Origin of the sequence: Halorientalis marina, assembly GCF_023028345.1 — an archaeon.
Lineage (GTDB): Archaea > Halobacteriota > Halobacteria > Halobacteriales > Haloarculaceae > Halorientalis > Halorientalis marina.
The window spans coordinates 235,646-250,070 of record NZ_CP095487.1 but is presented as its reverse complement, the minus strand read 5'-3'; the positions used below and the strand labels follow the sequence as shown (position 1 = coordinate 250,070).

Annotated in this window: 19 protein-coding genes and 1 tRNA gene; 13 read left to right on the top strand and 7 right to left on the bottom strand. The window is 68.5% G+C overall.

What is annotated here, in order from left to right; genetic code table 11:
* Positions 1-47: 47 nt before the first annotated feature.
* On the bottom strand, positions 48-425 hold the full coding sequence (locus tag MUG96_RS01400; protein WP_246985837.1) for a CBS domain-containing protein: 378 nt from the start codon (positions 423-425) through the stop codon (positions 48-50).
* A gap of 121 nt (positions 426-546) precedes the next feature.
* Between MUG96_RS01400 and MUG96_RS01395 the strand changes: the two genes are divergently transcribed.
* Positions 547-2,190 (top strand): potassium channel family protein, encoded by a 1,644-nt coding sequence (locus tag MUG96_RS01395; protein ID WP_246985835.1) that lies wholly within the window; start codon positions 547-549, stop codon positions 2,188-2,190.
* Positions 2,191-2,195: 5 nt separating this feature from the next.
* Here MUG96_RS01395 and MUG96_RS01390 read toward each other — a convergent pair whose 3' ends face one another.
* Positions 2,196-2,378, bottom strand: coding sequence for a DUF5786 family protein (locus MUG96_RS01390; protein ID WP_246985833.1), 183 nt, complete (start codon positions 2,376-2,378; stop codon positions 2,196-2,198).
* A 140-nt stretch (positions 2,379-2,518) separates the two neighbouring features.
* Here MUG96_RS01390 and MUG96_RS01385 point away from each other — a divergent pair, with 140 nt between their 5' ends.
* From MUG96_RS01385 to MUG96_RS01370, 4 genes are all read left to right on the top strand, one after another.
* Positions 2,519-3,382, top strand: a complete 864-nt coding sequence (locus tag MUG96_RS01385) for an alpha/beta fold hydrolase (protein ID WP_246985831.1) — start codon at positions 2,519-2,521, stop codon at positions 3,380-3,382.
* A 91-nt stretch (positions 3,383-3,473) separates the two neighbouring features.
* Positions 3,474-3,971, top strand: coding sequence for a TRAM domain-containing protein (locus MUG96_RS01380; RefSeq protein WP_246985829.1), 498 nt, complete (start codon positions 3,474-3,476; stop codon positions 3,969-3,971).
* Positions 3,968-4,585: a Tfx family DNA-binding protein gene (locus tag MUG96_RS01375; RefSeq protein ID WP_256465416.1), complete on the top strand. Its 618-nt coding sequence runs from the start codon at positions 3,968-3,970 to the stop codon at positions 4,583-4,585. The genes MUG96_RS01380 and MUG96_RS01375 overlap by 4 nt, the downstream gene beginning before the upstream one ends.
* Before the next feature lie 75 nt (positions 4,586-4,660).
* The gene (locus MUG96_RS01370) at positions 4,661-5,443 is read left to right on the top strand and encodes an SDR family oxidoreductase (protein WP_246985825.1); all 783 of its coding nucleotides are present in this window, start codon (positions 4,661-4,663) and stop codon (positions 5,441-5,443) included.
* Here the strand turns inward: MUG96_RS01370 and MUG96_RS01365 are convergent.
* The 4 genes from MUG96_RS01365 to MUG96_RS01350 all read right to left on the bottom strand — a co-directional run bounded on the left by MUG96_RS01365 (position 5,440) and on the right by MUG96_RS01350 (position 7,876).
* Positions 5,440-5,580 carry a hypothetical protein gene (locus MUG96_RS01365; RefSeq protein WP_246985823.1) on the bottom strand — a complete coding sequence of 47 codons (141 nt, stop codon included), beginning with the start codon at positions 5,578-5,580 and terminating at the stop codon, positions 5,440-5,442. The two genes, MUG96_RS01370 and MUG96_RS01365, sit on opposite strands and share 4 nt — an antisense overlap.
* A 144-nt stretch (positions 5,581-5,724) precedes the next feature.
* Positions 5,725-6,723 carry a mannose-1-phosphate guanylyltransferase gene (locus MUG96_RS01360; protein WP_246985821.1) on the bottom strand — a complete coding sequence of 333 codons (999 nt, stop codon included), beginning with the start codon at positions 6,721-6,723 and terminating at the stop codon, positions 5,725-5,727.
* A 30-nt stretch (positions 6,724-6,753) separates the two neighbouring features.
* Positions 6,754-7,524, bottom strand: coding sequence for a CPBP family intramembrane glutamic endopeptidase (locus MUG96_RS01355; protein ID WP_246985819.1), 771 nt, complete (start codon positions 7,522-7,524; stop codon positions 6,754-6,756).
* A 70-nt stretch (positions 7,525-7,594) separates the two neighbouring features.
* Positions 7,595-7,876 (bottom strand): DUF7091 family protein, encoded by a 282-nt coding sequence (locus MUG96_RS01350; RefSeq protein ID WP_246985817.1) that lies wholly within the window; start codon positions 7,874-7,876, stop codon positions 7,595-7,597.
* 116 nt (positions 7,877-7,992) lie between these two features.
* Here MUG96_RS01350 and MUG96_RS01345 point away from each other — a divergent pair, with 116 nt between their 5' ends.
* The 5 genes from MUG96_RS01345 (at position 7,993) to MUG96_RS01325 (ending at position 12,569) form a co-directional block, all read left to right on the top strand.
* Entirely contained in the window at positions 7,993-9,369 is a 1,377-nt protein-coding gene (locus tag MUG96_RS01345) for a twin-arginine translocation signal domain-containing protein (protein WP_246985815.1), read from the top strand.
* Positions 9,370-9,490: 121 nt separating this feature from the next.
* A complete protein-coding gene (locus MUG96_RS01340; protein WP_246985813.1) occupies positions 9,491-10,423 on the top strand; it encodes a replication factor A in 933 nt (310 codons plus the stop codon).
* A 1-nt stretch (position 10,424) separates the two neighbouring features.
* Positions 10,425-11,081, top strand: a complete 657-nt coding sequence (locus MUG96_RS01335; RefSeq protein ID WP_246985811.1) for an RPA family protein — start codon at positions 10,425-10,427, stop codon at positions 11,079-11,081.
* A 115-nt stretch (positions 11,082-11,196) separates the two neighbouring features.
* Positions 11,197-11,637 carry a DUF8146 domain-containing protein gene (locus MUG96_RS01330; RefSeq protein WP_246985809.1) on the top strand — a complete coding sequence of 147 codons (441 nt, stop codon included), beginning with the start codon at positions 11,197-11,199 and terminating at the stop codon, positions 11,635-11,637.
* A 59-nt stretch (positions 11,638-11,696) separates the two neighbouring features.
* Complete coding sequence (locus tag MUG96_RS01325) at positions 11,697-12,569, top strand: halocarboxylic acid dehydrogenase DehI family protein (protein WP_246985807.1); 873 nt, start codon at positions 11,697-11,699, stop codon at positions 12,567-12,569.
* On the opposite strand, the gene MUG96_RS01320 is transcribed toward MUG96_RS01325, so the two are convergent.
* Positions 12,570-13,025, bottom strand: a complete 456-nt coding sequence (locus MUG96_RS01320) for a DUF5814 domain-containing protein (protein WP_246985805.1) — start codon at positions 13,023-13,025, stop codon at positions 12,570-12,572.
* Between the two features lie 113 nt (positions 13,026-13,138).
* On the opposite strand from MUG96_RS01320, the gene MUG96_RS01315 reads away from it, so the two are divergent.
* The 3 genes from MUG96_RS01315 (at position 13,139) to MUG96_RS01305 (ending at position 14,373) form a co-directional block, all read left to right on the top strand.
* Positions 13,139-13,441, top strand: coding sequence for a HalOD1 output domain-containing protein (locus tag MUG96_RS01315; protein WP_246985804.1), 303 nt, complete (start codon positions 13,139-13,141; stop codon positions 13,439-13,441).
* Between the two features lie 132 nt (positions 13,442-13,573).
* Positions 13,574-13,645, top strand: a tRNA-His gene (locus tag MUG96_RS01310).
* 419 nt (positions 13,646-14,064) lie between these two features.
* Positions 14,065-14,373, top strand: coding sequence for a HalOD1 output domain-containing protein (locus MUG96_RS01305; protein WP_246985802.1), 309 nt, complete (start codon positions 14,065-14,067; stop codon positions 14,371-14,373).
* The last annotated feature ends 52 nt before the right edge of the window (positions 14,374-14,425 follow it).

The following is a 14,425-nucleotide window of genomic DNA, read 5'->3' as shown; positions in this document are numbered from 1 at the left end:
GGCGTGGGGAGAGAACAGCGGCACCGGGCGGAGCGGGAGCCGGCCGGCTAGGCCAGTGCTTCGGTGATGTCCGTCGAGGAGATCATCCCCACGTAGTCGCGGTGGCGGTCGATGACGGGGAGGTGTTTGATCTCGTAGGTAGTCATCATCTGCGCTGCTTCACCGATTTCGACGGTCGTCTTGACGCTCTCGACGGGCGCGGTCATCACGTCGCCGACGGTGACGGCCGTGGGGTCGTCGCTGTCGGCGACGACCTGGACCACGTCGGTCTGGGTGACGATGCCGCCCTCGGAGACGCGGACGAACAGGCCGTTGATGTCCTGTTCGCGCATCTGTTCGGCAGCGTCCCTGACGGTCGCGTCCTTGGCGATGGTCTCGAGCGGCGAAGACATCACGTCGGCGACGAGCGTGCGGTCGGAACTCATACATCAACAACGGGCACCGGCTGTTTTCCCCTTTTCCCTCCGACAGCACAGGGCGGCCGCGGCCGATGGCGGGCGACGAACCGACCCCGAACCGTTTTCCGCAGGGGTCTGTAGGGGGAGTATGGCGTTCCGTTCGCGCAGGACGGTCTCCTACCTCGCGCTCGTCGTCGTGGTGACGGTCGGCCTCACGCTCGTCTACAATACCGGCATGGCGGTCTGGGAGGGCGAGTCACAGCCGCTCTACCGCTCGCTCGAGATCGTCGTCCAGAGTTTCACCACGACCGGGTACGGCGAGGACGCGGGGTGGGAGAGCCTCCAGATGAATCTGCTGGTGATCGTGTTGCAACTGACGGGGATCGGGCTGATCCTGACGGCCGTGGACGTGTTCGCCGTGCCGTGGCTCCGGGACGCGCTCGCCTCGACCGTGCCCGAGAGCGCGCTCGACGCCGAGGGACACGTCCTCGTCTGTGGGTTCACGCCCCGGACGGACGCGTTCGTCGGGGAACTCGAGGCCCGCGACAGGGACTACGTCCTCGTCGAACCGGACGCGGAGACGGCGGCCGACTGCCACGACGAGGGCTACCGCGTGGTCCACGGCGACCCGGAGTCGACGACGGTGCTGTCGAACGTTCGCGTCCGCGACGCCGACGCGGTGGTCGCGGACGTGGCCGACGACCGGAACGCGAGCATCACGCTGGCGGTCAAGGAAGCGAGTCCCGAAACGCGGGTCGTCACGGTGGTCGAGAACCCCGATCTGGAACAGTATCACAGGGTCGCGGGGGCGGACGTGGCGCTGTCCCCGCGGCGCCTCCTGGGACAGCGCCTCGCGGGCGAGGTCCCGACCGCCGTCACCGCGGACATCGAGGCCGGGGTCGAGATCGGCGAGGACCTGGAACTCGTCGAGATAACGATCGAGGCCGGCAGCGACCTCTGCCAGCAGACCTTCGCGGAGGCGGCCCTGGGCGAGCGATTCGGCGTGACCGTCGTGGGAGCCTGGTTCGGGACGGACTTCGAGACCGGCGTCGAGCCGACGACGGAGTTGACGGCCGGGGCGCGACTCCTCGTCGCGGGCGACCCCGAGCAACTGGAGCGGCTCCAGTCGGTGACGACCTCGACGGTCCGTGACTTCGGCCCCCAGGAGGTGATCGTCGCCGGGTTCGGTGACTCGGGACGGGCGGCCTACGACGCGCTGAGCGACACGAACTCGCGGCTGACGGTCCTCGACATCGAGGACGGCGACGGCGTCGACGTGGTCGGGGACGCGCGCGAGCCGGCCGCGCTGGAGGCGGCGGGAATTCGGGGAGCGTCCGCGCTCCTGGTGACGTTAGCGGACGACACGACCGCGATTTTCGCGACGCTGATCGCGCGCGAACTCAACCCGGAAATCGAGATCGCCGTCCGGGCCAACGAGCGCGACGACGTGACCAAGCTCTACCGGGCCGGGGCCGATTCCGTGGAGTCGCTGGCGCGTATCAGCGGCCGGATGCTCACCGAGACGGTGTTCGAAGGCGAGGAGGTGCTCGTCTACGACAAGCAGGTCCGGGTCGTCCGGGTACCCGCCCCCGGTCTCGAAGGGCGGACGCTCGCGGACGCGGCGGTACGGACCAAAACCGGGTGTACCGTCATCGCGGTCGTCCGGGACGAGGATCTGATCGCCGATATCGATCCCGCGACGTTCGAGATCGAACCCGGCGACGAAGTCGTCATCGCGGGGACCGACGAGGACGTCACGCGGTTCGACCGGCTGTTCGGCGAGGAGAACTAGCGGCGTTACTCGTCGTCGTCGTCGTCTTTCATGTGCTGGAGCTGATCGACCAGCTCGTCGGTGTCCTTGTCGGACTCGAAACTGATCTCGCCGGTGTCGTGGTCCTCGTGGACGTTGACGGCCTCGTCGTCGTCGGTATCGACGTTCTGATCCTTCTGCTCGGATTCGTCGTAGCTACCAAAGCCCATTGTAGTAGAGCAACGACGACGGGGACGGAAAAGTGAGGCGGTCGACGGGTCGTGTGCGGTGGGCTGTCGTACGAGCCGGCCTATGTGTGCCGTGCTGTCGGGGGACAGGGACTTTTGACGGGGGCGGGCCAAGCGGAGGTATGGGACGACGCGACCGGTTCGTCACGGTGGACGGCCTCGAACTGCACTACTCCGAGTGGGGCGACCCCGCGGACCCGTCGGTCCTCTGTGTCCACGGGCTCTCGCGGAACGGCCGGGACTTCGACCCACTGGCCCGGGAACTCCAGGACGACTACCACGTCGTCTGTCCGGACATGCCGGGGCGGGGCTGGAGCGAGTGGGCCGACGACCCGGCCGAGCGGTACACCGACGGGGCGATGGTCGAGATCCTGGTCGGCTTCTGTGCGGAGCTGGGCCTCGGCGAGTTCCGGTACGTCGGGACGTCGATGGGCGGCGGCCTGGGGATGGCGCTGGCCGGCGCCGCGATGCCCGACGCCGTCACGCATCTGGTGATCAACGACGTGAGCCCGGACCCGGAGGGCGACGCCACGCCCGAAGCCCTGGGCCGGATCATGGAGTACGTGCCGGACCCGCCGACGGTCGAGACGGTGACCGAACTGGAGGAGTACTACCGCGAGCTCTACGAGGGGCGGTTCAGCGAGATGACCGACGACGAGTGGCGGCGGCTGGCGGTCACCTCCGCCAGGCGGACCGACGACGGCGGCATCGCGCCGGCGTACGACCCAGCGATCCTGGCGGGAGACGACGACGCGGACGGCGATGACGACACGGACGAGCCGGACCCGTGGGACGTGTGGGCGGCCATCGACGCCGAGATCATGATCCTCCGGGGCGCGGAGTCGGAAATCCTCCCCGAGGACCCCTTCGAGCGAATGCGGGAGACACAGCCGGACGCGGAGACGCTGGTGGTGGACTGCGGGCACGCGCCGTCGCTGAACGTGCCGGCACAGATCGGCCCGATCCGGGAGTTTCTGGGGTCGTAGCGGGTCGTTCGGCCCTGAAACCGGATTCGCGGAGGGTTCACGCGCTGAACAACCCGCAAGCGTTTAATTCGCGTGCTGATAAGCGGGGTGTATGCCGGACTGTCCACTCGCGGACGACTGCCCCAGTTTCTCCGAGCGAATCGAGGGAATGGGGTGTCAACACTACGGCGACCGCGGCGGTGCCGAGTGGTGCAACCACTACAACCAGCCGATCCGCGACCTGAAACAGCAGCCGGTCCAGCGGGGCGAGGAGGTCGTCGTCACCGTCGAGGACATCCACGAGAGCGGGGCCGGCGTCGGCCGCACCGAGGACGGCTTCATCGTGATGGTCGACGGCGTCCTCCCGGAGGCCCGCTCGCGTGTGAAGATCGTCCGGGTGCACTCCAACCACGCCAAAGCCGAGGAGCTGGAGCGGCTTCCCATGGAGGACGAAGCGGAAGACGAGAGCGAGGGCGACAGCGACGAACCCGACGCCGCCGAGGCCGACGAGGCCGACGACGACGAGGAGTCGGAGGGTAGTTCGATGGCGGACATCGAGGCGGACGACGACCCGCGGCTCGGGAGCCGGGACAACTTCTGGGGCGGGTGACCGCGAGCGCGGTCGCCGACGGCGAGCGACGGGACTGGACAGTCCACGAGCGGACGAGGCGGTGGGTTTTTCGCGGCGGCTTTCGTACCGTCGAACGTGATCGGACGCAGGCGTCGGCTACGCACACGCGGGGTGCCATGACCGGGGCAGAGATCGACGTCGACGAGACGCTGGACCGCGCGGGCTTCGCCGCCGACGAGAACGTCCTGACCCGGCGGCAGGCCGAGGTGCTCGCCCTCCGGGAGCGTGGCGCCTCGCAGGCCGACATCGCCGACCGGCTCGGGACCTCCCGCGCGAACGTCTCCAGCATCGAGGCCAGCGCCCGTGAGAACATCTCGAAGGCCCGCGAGACGGTCGCGTTCGCCGAGGCGCTCCGGGCGCCCGTCCGGGTCGTCCTCGACGCCGGGACCGACCTCTACGACGTGCCCGCCCGCGTGTTCGACGAGTGCGACGAGGTGGGCGTGAAAGTGAACTACACCGCGCCCGAACTCATGAAGCTCGTCAGCGACGCCGCCGGCGACGCGGTCTCGGGCCGGAACATCGAGCAGGAGTTGCTCGTCGGCATCACCAGCGACGGCGAGGTGCGGGTCCGCCGGCAGACCCGCGCCGAATGAGCACCGGCGGGGACCGACAGGGATGGCCCGTCCAGCCCCGCAGGGGTTTTGAACGGCGGCGCCGACCGGGCGGGTATGGACCTGGAACTCGACGGATCGGCAGCACTGGTACTGGCGAGCAGTAGCGGCCTCGGCTTCGCCTCCGCCGAGGCACTGGCCCGCGAGGGCGCCGACGTGGCGATCTGTGGCCGCGACGAGGACCGTCTCGCTGAGGCCCGCGACGACCTCGCCGGCGTCGGCGACGGGGACGTACTGGCGGTGCAGGCGGACATCACCGTCGCCGACGACGTGGAACGGCTCGTCGACGAGCCGGTCGAGACCTTCGGCGGGCTGGACCACCTCGTCACGAGCGCGGGCGGGCCGCCCAGCGGCCCCTTCCTCGATACCGACGACGAGGACTGGCAGTCGGCTTACGACCTGCTCGTGATGAGCGTCGTGCGCGCGACCCGCGAGGCCTACCCCCATCTCTCCGACGGCGGCGGCTCTATCGTGAACATCACCTCCCGCTCGGTGCAGGAGGTCATCGACGGCCTGGTGCTCTCGAACTCGGTCCGTCGGGCCGTCATCGGCCTGATGAAGACACAGGCCCGCGAGTTCGCGCCGGAGGTCCGCGTCAACGCCGTGTTGCCCGGCGCCCACGAGACGAGCCGGATCGAGGAACTCATCGAACAGTCCGTCGACCGCGGCGAGTTCGACAGCTACGAGGAGGGCCGTGCGGACTGGTCCGAGGGCGTCCCGCTGGAGCGGGTCGGCGACCCCGCGGAGCTGGGCGAGGCCGTCGCCTACCTGTGTAGCGAGCGGGCCAGCTACATCACCGGCGCGGCAATCCCCATCGACGGCGGCAGTCTGCGGAGCTAGGGCACCTCGTACGAGCCGAACTCGGTCGGCGGCCCCGCGTCGCCGGGCCGCCAGACCACCCGAACCGTGTCCCCGGAGTCGAGGCCCGCGAGTCGGACCGAGTCGCCGGCGACGCGGGGACGCTCAGCCGCTGGCACCGAGGGCGAAGACGAAGAGGGTCGCGACTGCGAGCGTCGCCAGCAGTGCGCCGACGGCCAGCAGCACGTCCCGCGTCGTGATTTCTTCCGGGAAGAGTCGTGTCACGACCGGCCGTTCGGGGGCCAGCCTCAAAAGCGCGCCCGTCAGAACAGGTCTTGCGCACGGAGCTGGGAGACCACCTCGCGGACGCGCCCGAGGTCGTCTTTCGGGACGACGAGCGTGCGGTCGCCGAAGGAGGCGACGACGAGATCGGAGACGCCGACCAGACTGACGTGGCCGTCGGTGGCGACGGTGCAGTTCGCGGCGTCTTCGAGCAGGGCGTCGCCGAGGACGACGTTGCCGTCGGCGTCGGCATCGAGGACGCGGTCGAGCGCGTCCCACGAGCCGAGGTCGTCCCACTCGAAGCCCGCGGGGACGACGTAGGCGTTACCGGCCGTCTCCATGAGCGCGTAGTCGACGCTGACGGGGTCGATGGCCTCGAACCCGGCCTCCGGGTCGCCGCGGTCGAGGGCGTCGACGAGCGGCTCCAGCGGACTGTTCCGGGCCGCCGCGAGGAGGGCGTTGGGCGTCCACGCGAAGAGCCCGGCGTTCCAGTAGTAGCCGGCGTCGACGTACTCCCGGGCGGTCTCGGGGTCGGGTTTCTCGTGGAAAGAGGCGACGGTCGCGTAGCCGTCGCGGCGGTCGCCGGGCTCGATGTAGCCGTAGCCGGCCGCCGGGCGCGTGGGTTCGACGCCGACGGTGACGAGCCCGCCGGTCTCGACGGCGACGCGGGCGGCGGTCCGGGCGGTCGTCGCGAAGTCGCCGTCGACGTGGTGGTCGGCGGGGAGGTTCAGGAGGACGCACTCGCCGATCTGGTCGCGGAGGCGGTGAGCGGCGTAGACGAGGGCGGGGCCGGTGTCTTTCGGCTCCGGTTCGGTGAGGACGGCGGCCTCGGGCGCGTGTTCGCGCACGGCGTCGGCGAGCGAGGGTCGCGTGAGGACGGCCACCTCGTCGGCGAAGCCGGCGCGGGCGACGGTCTCGGCGAGCAGCGAGCGGTCGCTGTCGAGCGTGAGGAACTGCTTGGGTCGGTCGCGCCGGCTCGCGGGGTAGAGCCGGGTGCCGGTGCCGCCGGCGAGGACGACGGCGACGATCGGACGCTCCATACCGACCCCTCGCCCGCGAGGGGGAAAAGTCTACAAGATGAGGAGGGCCTGCGGGGTTTCGGGACCATACTCGGCAGCGAGGTAGACGCTGCCGAACAGCGTCGCGTTGTAGAGCCCGTGAACCAGGGCCGGGACGACGAAGTTCCCGGAGTACTCGTAGAGCGCGCCGAAGACGAGGCTGGGGACGGTGAGGATGGAGATGGTGACCAGCGCGGCCTCCGGCGAACCCACGAGCGAGAAGATGTGCATGGGTGCGAACATCAGCGTCGCCAGCACGATGGCGCCGACGGGCCCGAACGCTTCGCGGAACCGCCCCTGGAGGACCCCACGGAAGAGGAACTCCTCGCCGGGGCCGTTCAGGAGGAAGACGAAGGGGATGAGGTAGGGGACGAAACCGGGGTTCTCCATGATGATCTGTCCCGCGCTGTTCTGTGCGGGCACCAGCCCCAGCACCTGAATGAGGTAGCTGACCAGTCCGACGGCCATGAGGGCGCCGAACCACCCGCCGATGATCAGCGCGATGTCCCGGAGGCCAGGCACCCGCATCGGGACGAACGTCCGAAGCGAGCGCCCCGTGTACCGGATGTACGCGTAGCCGACGGTCGGGAAACCGATCCCCTGCAGGCCGATGAGACTCACGATGAGGAACTCGGGCTCGGAGAGTTCCACCCCGAGACCGAAGATGAGGAGGGCGAGCACGATCATCGCGCCGATCCCGACGACGAAGCCGCCGACTGCGACGCCGAGGCCGACCGCGACCAGTTTGACACGATCCCAGGGCGACCCTGTCGCGGTGTGCATACACACGCTAGCGGCGAGCGGGAGAAAAGCCCGGCGTTGTCGTGCCGGGCCGCCGGACGAGCGGCGGCGCTCACCAGGTTTCGACGACGCCGTCCCGCACGTCCTCGGCACAGCCCCGGCAGTCGCGGTGCTCCGGGTCGAAACAGTCGGGCCGCCCCTGGTCGTCGAGCGAGACCGCGCGTTTCTCGGCGTAGCGGCGACAGACGATCTTCGCGCGGCCCTCATCGTCCAGCGGCAGGTCCGCGAGCGCGCTCCGCTTCGCGTCGCTGTAGGCCTGGCGGGCCTCCTCGTACTGGCGGCCGGCCGAGCGCAGCGTGTTCTCGACGAACCGGCGGATGCGGCCGTCGTCCATGCCACTCGGTTGGCGCCGCCGGCACAAATGTCCGTCGGCGGGACCGCTCCGTACCGCGGTGACGGCCGACACCGCGGCACACAAGACTAATTAGTTGACAGGGGAGTGGGTGGAACATGGTCCACTCGCCCTCCAGACGTGACCTGCTCCGTTCCGGTGCCGCACTGACTGCCCTGACCACACTGGCCGGCTGTTCCGGCCTGATGGACTCCCTCGGGGAAGACGGGTCCGCCGGCCCGCTCGCGACAGTCCCCGACGGCGTCACCCTCGCGCTGACCGTCGACGCGGAGGCAGTCCGGGACGACGACGCCACGAAGACGCTCGTGAACGCCTGGTTCGAGGGACGGGCCGATCCGGACTACGCCGCCGAGAACCGGCCGGAGAGCTACGACGACCTCCTGTCGCGGTTCGAGGATGACTTCGGCCTCGACCCGACGGCGGTGTCGTCGCTCACCCCCTTCTTCAACGGGAGCGGCTTCTACGGGCTCGGCGCCCGCGGGGGCGCCGCCGTCGTGACCGCCGACTGGTCGGCCGAGGACATCACGGACAGCCTGTCGGACTCGATGGGCAACTCCTACCAGGAGGACGAACACTACGGCCAGCCGATCTACCACCCGGAAACCGACAGTTTCTACGGCGCTGGCATCTGGCTCGGCGTCCTCGGCGACGGGGAGTACGTCGTCGGCTGGGAAGGCGCCGTCAGGGAGACCATCGAGGTCACGCTCGGCGAGGTCGAGTCCCTCGACGGGCGGATGCAGTCGGCCTTCGCGACGACCCGGGACGCACCGGTCCGGTTCGTCCTCGACATCCCGCTCGGGCTCGTTCCCGACGAGATCGAACGCGACGACACGACCGTCTATCTGGAACCGCTCAACGAGGTGGCGACGGTCGCCGGCGCCGTCTACCGGGACGGCAACTCGCGCGGGGTCGAAGTGACCATGGCGGCCGACGACACAGCGACCGCGGAGAACCTCGTCGACACCGTCGAGGGCTACCTCGCGTACGCGGAACAGGGAAGCGAGCGCGAGACGATGGTTGAGACCCTGGACGAGGTCGCCATCTCGCGGGACGGTTCGGACGTCGTCCTGCGCTACGAGAGCACGGTCGACGACCTGGCCGACACCGTCCGCGCGTTCGCGGAGCCCCGCGACGACCGACGCCGCCGCCGCGATACCCCGGCCGTCGCGTTTAGCTTCGAGTACGACGAGAGCGCGGGGACGGTCGAGATCACACACGACGGCGGCGACACCGTGCGAGCGTCGGAAATCCGTCTCCGCGGCACCGGCTTCGCCGACGCCGCCGGCGCGGACATGACACGCGGCGGCCGGTGGCGCGGGTCGTCGTCGGGCGAGATCGGCGACGAACCCGCCGTCGTGGCCGGCGACCGGGTCGTCGTCGGCGTCGACGGCGACTACGAACTCGCGGTCGTCTGGGAGCCCGAGGGCGACGGAGTGTCCGCGACGCTCGCACGGGACGAAGGGCCGAAGGCCTGACCCGCTGTGGCGGTGCAGTCGCCCGGTTTCCACTTTCACCCCACCGGGCGAGCGTTTATATCCGATGGCGACCAAACTCCGAGTGCCTCCCATCGAAAACAAGGCGGAGGCAGTGAGAGCAATGACAGATTTGCGTACCCACGCGGACGAGATACACGAGCAGTTTTCCGACAAGCTAGACGTCACCGTCGACGACGTCGAGGAACGGCTGGAGACGCTGGTCGAGGAGTACAAGGTGCCGGTCGACGAGGCACGCCGGAGCGTCACGAGCACGTACCTCGACGAGGCGGGGATGGAGCGCGACGAACTGTCGAGCGGCGGCGGGAACGAGCACGTTCAGATCAGTTCGGTCGACGCCCCCGAGGAGTGGGTCGACCTGACGGCGAAGGTCGTCGAACTCTGGGACGCCGACAGCGACGCCGTGGCACAGGTCGGCCTCCTCGGCGACGAGACGGGCACGATCAAGTTCACGAAGTGGTCGAAGTCCGACCTGCCCGCCCTCGAGGAAGGAGCGGTCTACGACCTGCGCAACGTCGTGACCGACGAGTACCAGGGCCGGTTCTCGGTGAAACTCAACCGGACGACGGTCATCGAGGAGGTCGACGAGGACATCGAGGTCGGCGACGACGACGTGACCGTCGAGGGTGCCCTGGTCGACATCCAGAAGGGCAGCGGCCTCATCAAGCGCTGTCCGGAGGAGGACTGCACGCGCGTCCTCCAGAACGGGCGGTGTAACGAACACGGCGAGGTCGAAGGCGAGTTCGACCTCCGCATCAAGGCCGTTCTCGACGACGGCGAGGAGGTCCACGAGGTCCTGTTCAACCGCGAGGCCACGGAGGAGTTCACCGACATCACCCTCGAGGAGGCAAAGGAGATGGCGATGGACGCACTGGACACGACGGTGGTGGCCGACAAGATGCGCAAGGAGACGCTGGGGCGGTACTACCGCGTGAGCGGGCCGACCTTCCGGCGGTACCTCCTGGCCGACGACGTGGAGGAACTGGACGGTGCAGTCGATGCGGAAGCGATGCTGATCAAAGCGAGGTCGATCTGACATGGCGGCAGTCCCAACCCGAGAGGTCGCCCGGCGCGTGTTCGCAGCGGAGTTCAACGACGCCGGCTACACGTTCAAGGAATCGGACGACGAGCGCGCACCCGTCTACCTCCTGCTCCCGACGGGCGAACGGGCGAACCGCATCTTCGTCGTCGGCACGCTCACCGAGACCGAGGACGTGGGCGAGGACAGCGAGTACTGGCAGGGGCGACTGGTCGACCCCAACGGCGATACGTTCTTCATGTACGCCGGGCAGTACCAGCCCGACGCCGCGTCGATGCTCCGGGAGCTCGAACCGCCGGCCTACGTCTCGGTCGTCGGCAAGCCACGGACCTACGAGACCGACGACGGCGACGTGCGCGTGTCCATCCGGCCGGAGTCGATCACGACGGTCGACGAGGCCACCCGGGACCGCTGGGTGATCGAGACGGCCGAGCGCACCCTCGACCGCATCAAGCGCTTCGAGGCGGCCGCCGAGGGCGACGACGGTGCGTCCTCGCAGGACGGCGGCAGCGCGGCGGCGATGGACGAGTACGTCAAGATGGCACGCGAGGAGTACGACCTGCCCGTCGAGAACTACCGGCGTGCGGTCGTGGAGGCTCTCGAAAGTCTGGAATCGGCGGACGACGCCGCAGCCGAGAGTCCGACCGCGGAGTAGCGCAGCCGGCCGCAAGGGCGCGCCCCTGGCGGCCGCCGTTTTTTGCGGCCCGGTTTCGAACAGTGAGAGCGTCTGACAAACCGTTAAGTACCAGTAGTGACGACGATGACACACGATGGGCAACAAAAACAAGACGATCTCCTTTCGCGTGAGCCAGGAGAAGTTCGAGACGCTCCGGGAGATCGCCGAGGAGCGTGATCTGTCGCTCTCGGCCGTCTTCCGGGATTACGTCGATCTGCTCGTTGCCCACGACGGTCAGGTCGAGGTCGTCCCCGAACACGAGGTCAACGAGCGCACGAGCGACGACACGAGCTTCCCGCCGAAAGTCGAGGTCCCGAAGAGTTTCGTCCGCGAACACGAGCGCCTGGAACTGGAGGCCGAACACCTCCGCGAGCAACTGGAGGAGCACAAACGCTACGTGACGCGGCTCCGGCAGGAACTCGACGAACACGAAGACGACGAGGAGGTCGTGCAACTGGAGGACCTCGACGACGAGAACGAGGAGGGCGAACCCTCCTACCGCATCGGCAGCAGTTTCGAGGAAAGCTCCTTCTGACCCCGTTCGCCGCGTCGACGACCTGAACTGGTTTCCCGACGGCGACCGATTGCCGTGGTATGGACACGGACAGACAGCTCCACGAGCAGGACGCGACGGGCTGGCAGCGTGGCCTCTGCGACGACATCACACACACCTTCAGGGCCCCCATCGTCAACTGGATATTCCGGACGGTCACGGCGAACGAGCCGGCGTTCACCCGGTACCTCTGGGGGCAGGTGAAACCGGTCTTCGAGACGCGGGCGTTCGCTGAGTTCTCGGTCGCGTACCGCGACGCCGTGCTCGCGGCGACGGACGACGACGCACGACTCCCTCGCTATCGCCCGACCGACGTGAGTCTCGATCCGGCGGCGTATCGCGAACTCCGGGGACAGCTGGCGACCTACGACGTCGTCGCCCCTCGACTCGCGGCGCTGTTCGAAGTCGCCGACCGGGGACTCCACGGTGACCTCGACCCGGACCCGGGGGCGGACTACGCGGCGACCGCGCCGTTTCCCGACGGGCTGGACCGGGACCGCGGGCTCGCGCCGACGCTCGTCGACGACACTCCCTCGGAGCTCGACGGGACCGTCGGCGCGATCCGGGCGTTCCACGGGTTCGACGACGGACTGCCCAGTATCTACCGGACGCTGGCACAGTGGCCGTCCTATCTGGAGCGAGCCTGGAACGACCTGGAGCCGCGGTTCGAGAGCGCGACGTTCGAGGAGGCGTGCGAAGCGGTCGCGGAACTGACCGACGAGTTCGTGGGGTCGCTGTCGCACGCGCCGCGGCTGGCGCCCGCGGACCTCGCCGGGCGGTTCGACGAGGGGACAATCTCGGACGTGCGGGACCTGTTCCGGACGTTCAACACCGGGCCGGTCGAGACGGTTCTGCCGGCGCTCCCGGTGTGGGCAGCGACGGTCGATGCCGACGGCCGGCGGACGCTCGGGTAGCTACCGGACGAGGTCCTGCCGGCGCTGTCGCGCACGGCGCTCCTGTTCGCCGTTGTCGTCGACGGCGGCCAGCGACTCGATAGCTTCGAGCGTCCTGACGGAGTCGTCGAGAAAGGAGAGGATGTCGCCGGGATAGGCATAGAGCATGTAGTCGTCGCCCATCACGTCGACGATGGCGTCCGGACCGAGCCCCTGCTCGCGGAGTTCGAGCAGGTAGCGGACGAACTTCTCCTCGGGGTGTCCACAGTGGGGATTGGCCTCGCAGTCACAGTCCATGAAGTCCTCGGCGAAATCGAGAACCCGGTCGCGGGTGGTGTCGTCGAGTTTCGCGAGGTTCTCCCCCTGGAAGAGGAGATCGAGCGTCGCGCCGGCGAACGCGCTCTTGGGGATCGAGGTCTCTAGCTGGGAGGCGAGTTGCCGGTGGTTCTTGACGTATATTTTGTCCGTGATCGCCACGCGTACCCGGAGCGAGGGGGGCCGGAGAGTAAAGCGTCTCGATCCGGCCGGCATGAACCCCCCGACATGCAAGGGGAGGATACAAATAGGAGACTCCCGCTCCTAGTGACGAGATGACAGGTCCGGGAGAGTCCGGGCCTCGTAGCGGACGAACGTTCACCTACGAGGTCGGGACAGGGGAGCCCGCGAGCACTGCCGTCGGCAGAGCCGTCGCCGCGGTGGACGGCCACGGCCCACGAGGGGTCGTCGATGACGAGACCCATCGGCCGCCGCTGTACGCGGTGGTCGACCCCGACGCGCTCGATGCGGTACAGCGCTCGTTCGGGACGCTCGGGGGCGACGCCGGCCGCGTCCAGTTCAGCTACTGTGGCTCCGACGTCACGGTCACGCCCGGGTCGGTCCACGTTTGGTCGTAACGAGCGCGGGGCCCCATCAGTCCGCCCACTGGGTGTGAGAGCGGCGCACACCGCCCTCCGGGAGTCGTAACGTATTTGAGGTCCACCCGGACTAGATTGTGGCGAGGGACGACGATGTCCCCCCAACGCGTGTCCGGGTTGGGGTAGTGGTTATCCTTCAGCCTTGTGGAGGCTGAGACGCGGGTTCGATTCTCGCACCCGGACTTTCCTGCGACGAACGGACGGACGTGAGGAGCGGGAAGTCCCGGGAGAGATCGAATCGGACCGAGGTTCTGCGCGAAGCGCAGGTTCTCGGGCGTGGTTCGATTCTCGCACCCGGACTTCTCTGCCGCGAACGCTCCGTGAGCGGCGAGTGTCCGCAGAGAATCGAATCACGCGAGACGAGCGCCAGAGGGTCTCGCATCGGGTTCGATTCTCGCGCCCGAGTTTTTTACGACGACGGAGTGTGGAGTAGAAACTCCGGGCGGCAAGATCGGGGGTCGTGAGTCGGTCGGCGGCCAGCCCTCCGGCGGGTTCGGTGTCCGGTTCTCCCGACAGATCACACAAATCATATATATCCGACGCCGTTGGTAGGGGACGACACGAGACGAAGCGGCGTGGACGATATTCGGTAGTGTATATATATGACGGACAGGAGCAGCGGACCGGCGGAAGACACGAGCGACGAGGTGACCCTCCGGTACGAGTACGACCGGTCACAGCGACCGAGTACGGCCGTGGTCGAAGGGGTCGCCGCGGCGACGAACTGCGAACCCACGGCGCTCCCGCCCTTACAGGAGTTCGTGGACGCATCGGCGCTCGACGCGCTCGTTGCCAGTGCGTCGGGGACGGACGGGGACCACGTGGACGTCTCGTTCGTCTACGACGGGGTCGAGGTCCGGGTCACGAGCGTCGGGACCATCGAGATCACGCCCGATGCGGACGACGAGTGAGCGACCGGCCGCCCGGCGGGGGAAACCCATAACTGTCCGCTGCCCGACTATC

Excerpts from the sequence above, each read along its gene's own strand:
- MUG96_RS01400 (WP_246985837.1), bottom strand. The coding sequence starts at position 425 with ATGAGTTCCGACCGCACGCTCGTCGCCGACGTGATGTCTTCGCCGCTC.
- MUG96_RS01395 (WP_246985835.1), top strand. The coding sequence starts at position 547 with ATGGCGTTCCGTTCGCGCAGGACGGTCTCCTACCTCGCGCTCGTCGTC.
- MUG96_RS01390 (WP_246985833.1), bottom strand. The coding sequence starts at position 2,378 with ATGGGCTTTGGTAGCTACGACGAATCCGAGCAGAAGGATCAGAACGTC.
- MUG96_RS01385 (WP_246985831.1), top strand. The coding sequence starts at position 2,519 with ATGGGACGACGCGACCGGTTCGTCACGGTGGACGGCCTCGAACTGCAC.
- MUG96_RS01380 (WP_246985829.1), top strand. The coding sequence starts at position 3,474 with ATGCCGGACTGTCCACTCGCGGACGACTGCCCCAGTTTCTCCGAGCGA.
- MUG96_RS01370 (WP_246985825.1), top strand. The coding sequence starts at position 4,661 with ATGGACCTGGAACTCGACGGATCGGCAGCACTGGTACTGGCGAGCAGT.
- MUG96_RS01360 (WP_246985821.1), bottom strand. The coding sequence starts at position 6,723 with ATGGAGCGTCCGATCGTCGCCGTCGTCCTCGCCGGCGGCACCGGCACC.
- MUG96_RS01355 (WP_246985819.1), bottom strand. The coding sequence starts at position 7,524 with ATGCACACCGCGACAGGGTCGCCCTGGGATCGTGTCAAACTGGTCGCG.
- MUG96_RS01350 (WP_246985817.1), bottom strand. The coding sequence starts at position 7,876 with ATGGACGACGGCCGCATCCGCCGGTTCGTCGAGAACACGCTGCGCTCG.
- MUG96_RS01345 (WP_246985815.1), top strand. The coding sequence starts at position 7,993 with ATGGTCCACTCGCCCTCCAGACGTGACCTGCTCCGTTCCGGTGCCGCA.
- MUG96_RS01340 (WP_246985813.1), top strand. The coding sequence starts at position 9,491 with ATGACAGATTTGCGTACCCACGCGGACGAGATACACGAGCAGTTTTCC.
- MUG96_RS01335 (WP_246985811.1), top strand. The coding sequence starts at position 10,425 with ATGGCGGCAGTCCCAACCCGAGAGGTCGCCCGGCGCGTGTTCGCAGCG.
- MUG96_RS01330 (WP_246985809.1), top strand. The coding sequence starts at position 11,197 with ATGGGCAACAAAAACAAGACGATCTCCTTTCGCGTGAGCCAGGAGAAG.
- MUG96_RS01325 (WP_246985807.1), top strand. The coding sequence starts at position 11,697 with ATGGACACGGACAGACAGCTCCACGAGCAGGACGCGACGGGCTGGCAG.
- MUG96_RS01315 (WP_246985804.1), top strand. The coding sequence starts at position 13,139 with ATGACAGGTCCGGGAGAGTCCGGGCCTCGTAGCGGACGAACGTTCACC.
- MUG96_RS01305 (WP_246985802.1), top strand. The coding sequence starts at position 14,065 with ATGACGGACAGGAGCAGCGGACCGGCGGAAGACACGAGCGACGAGGTG.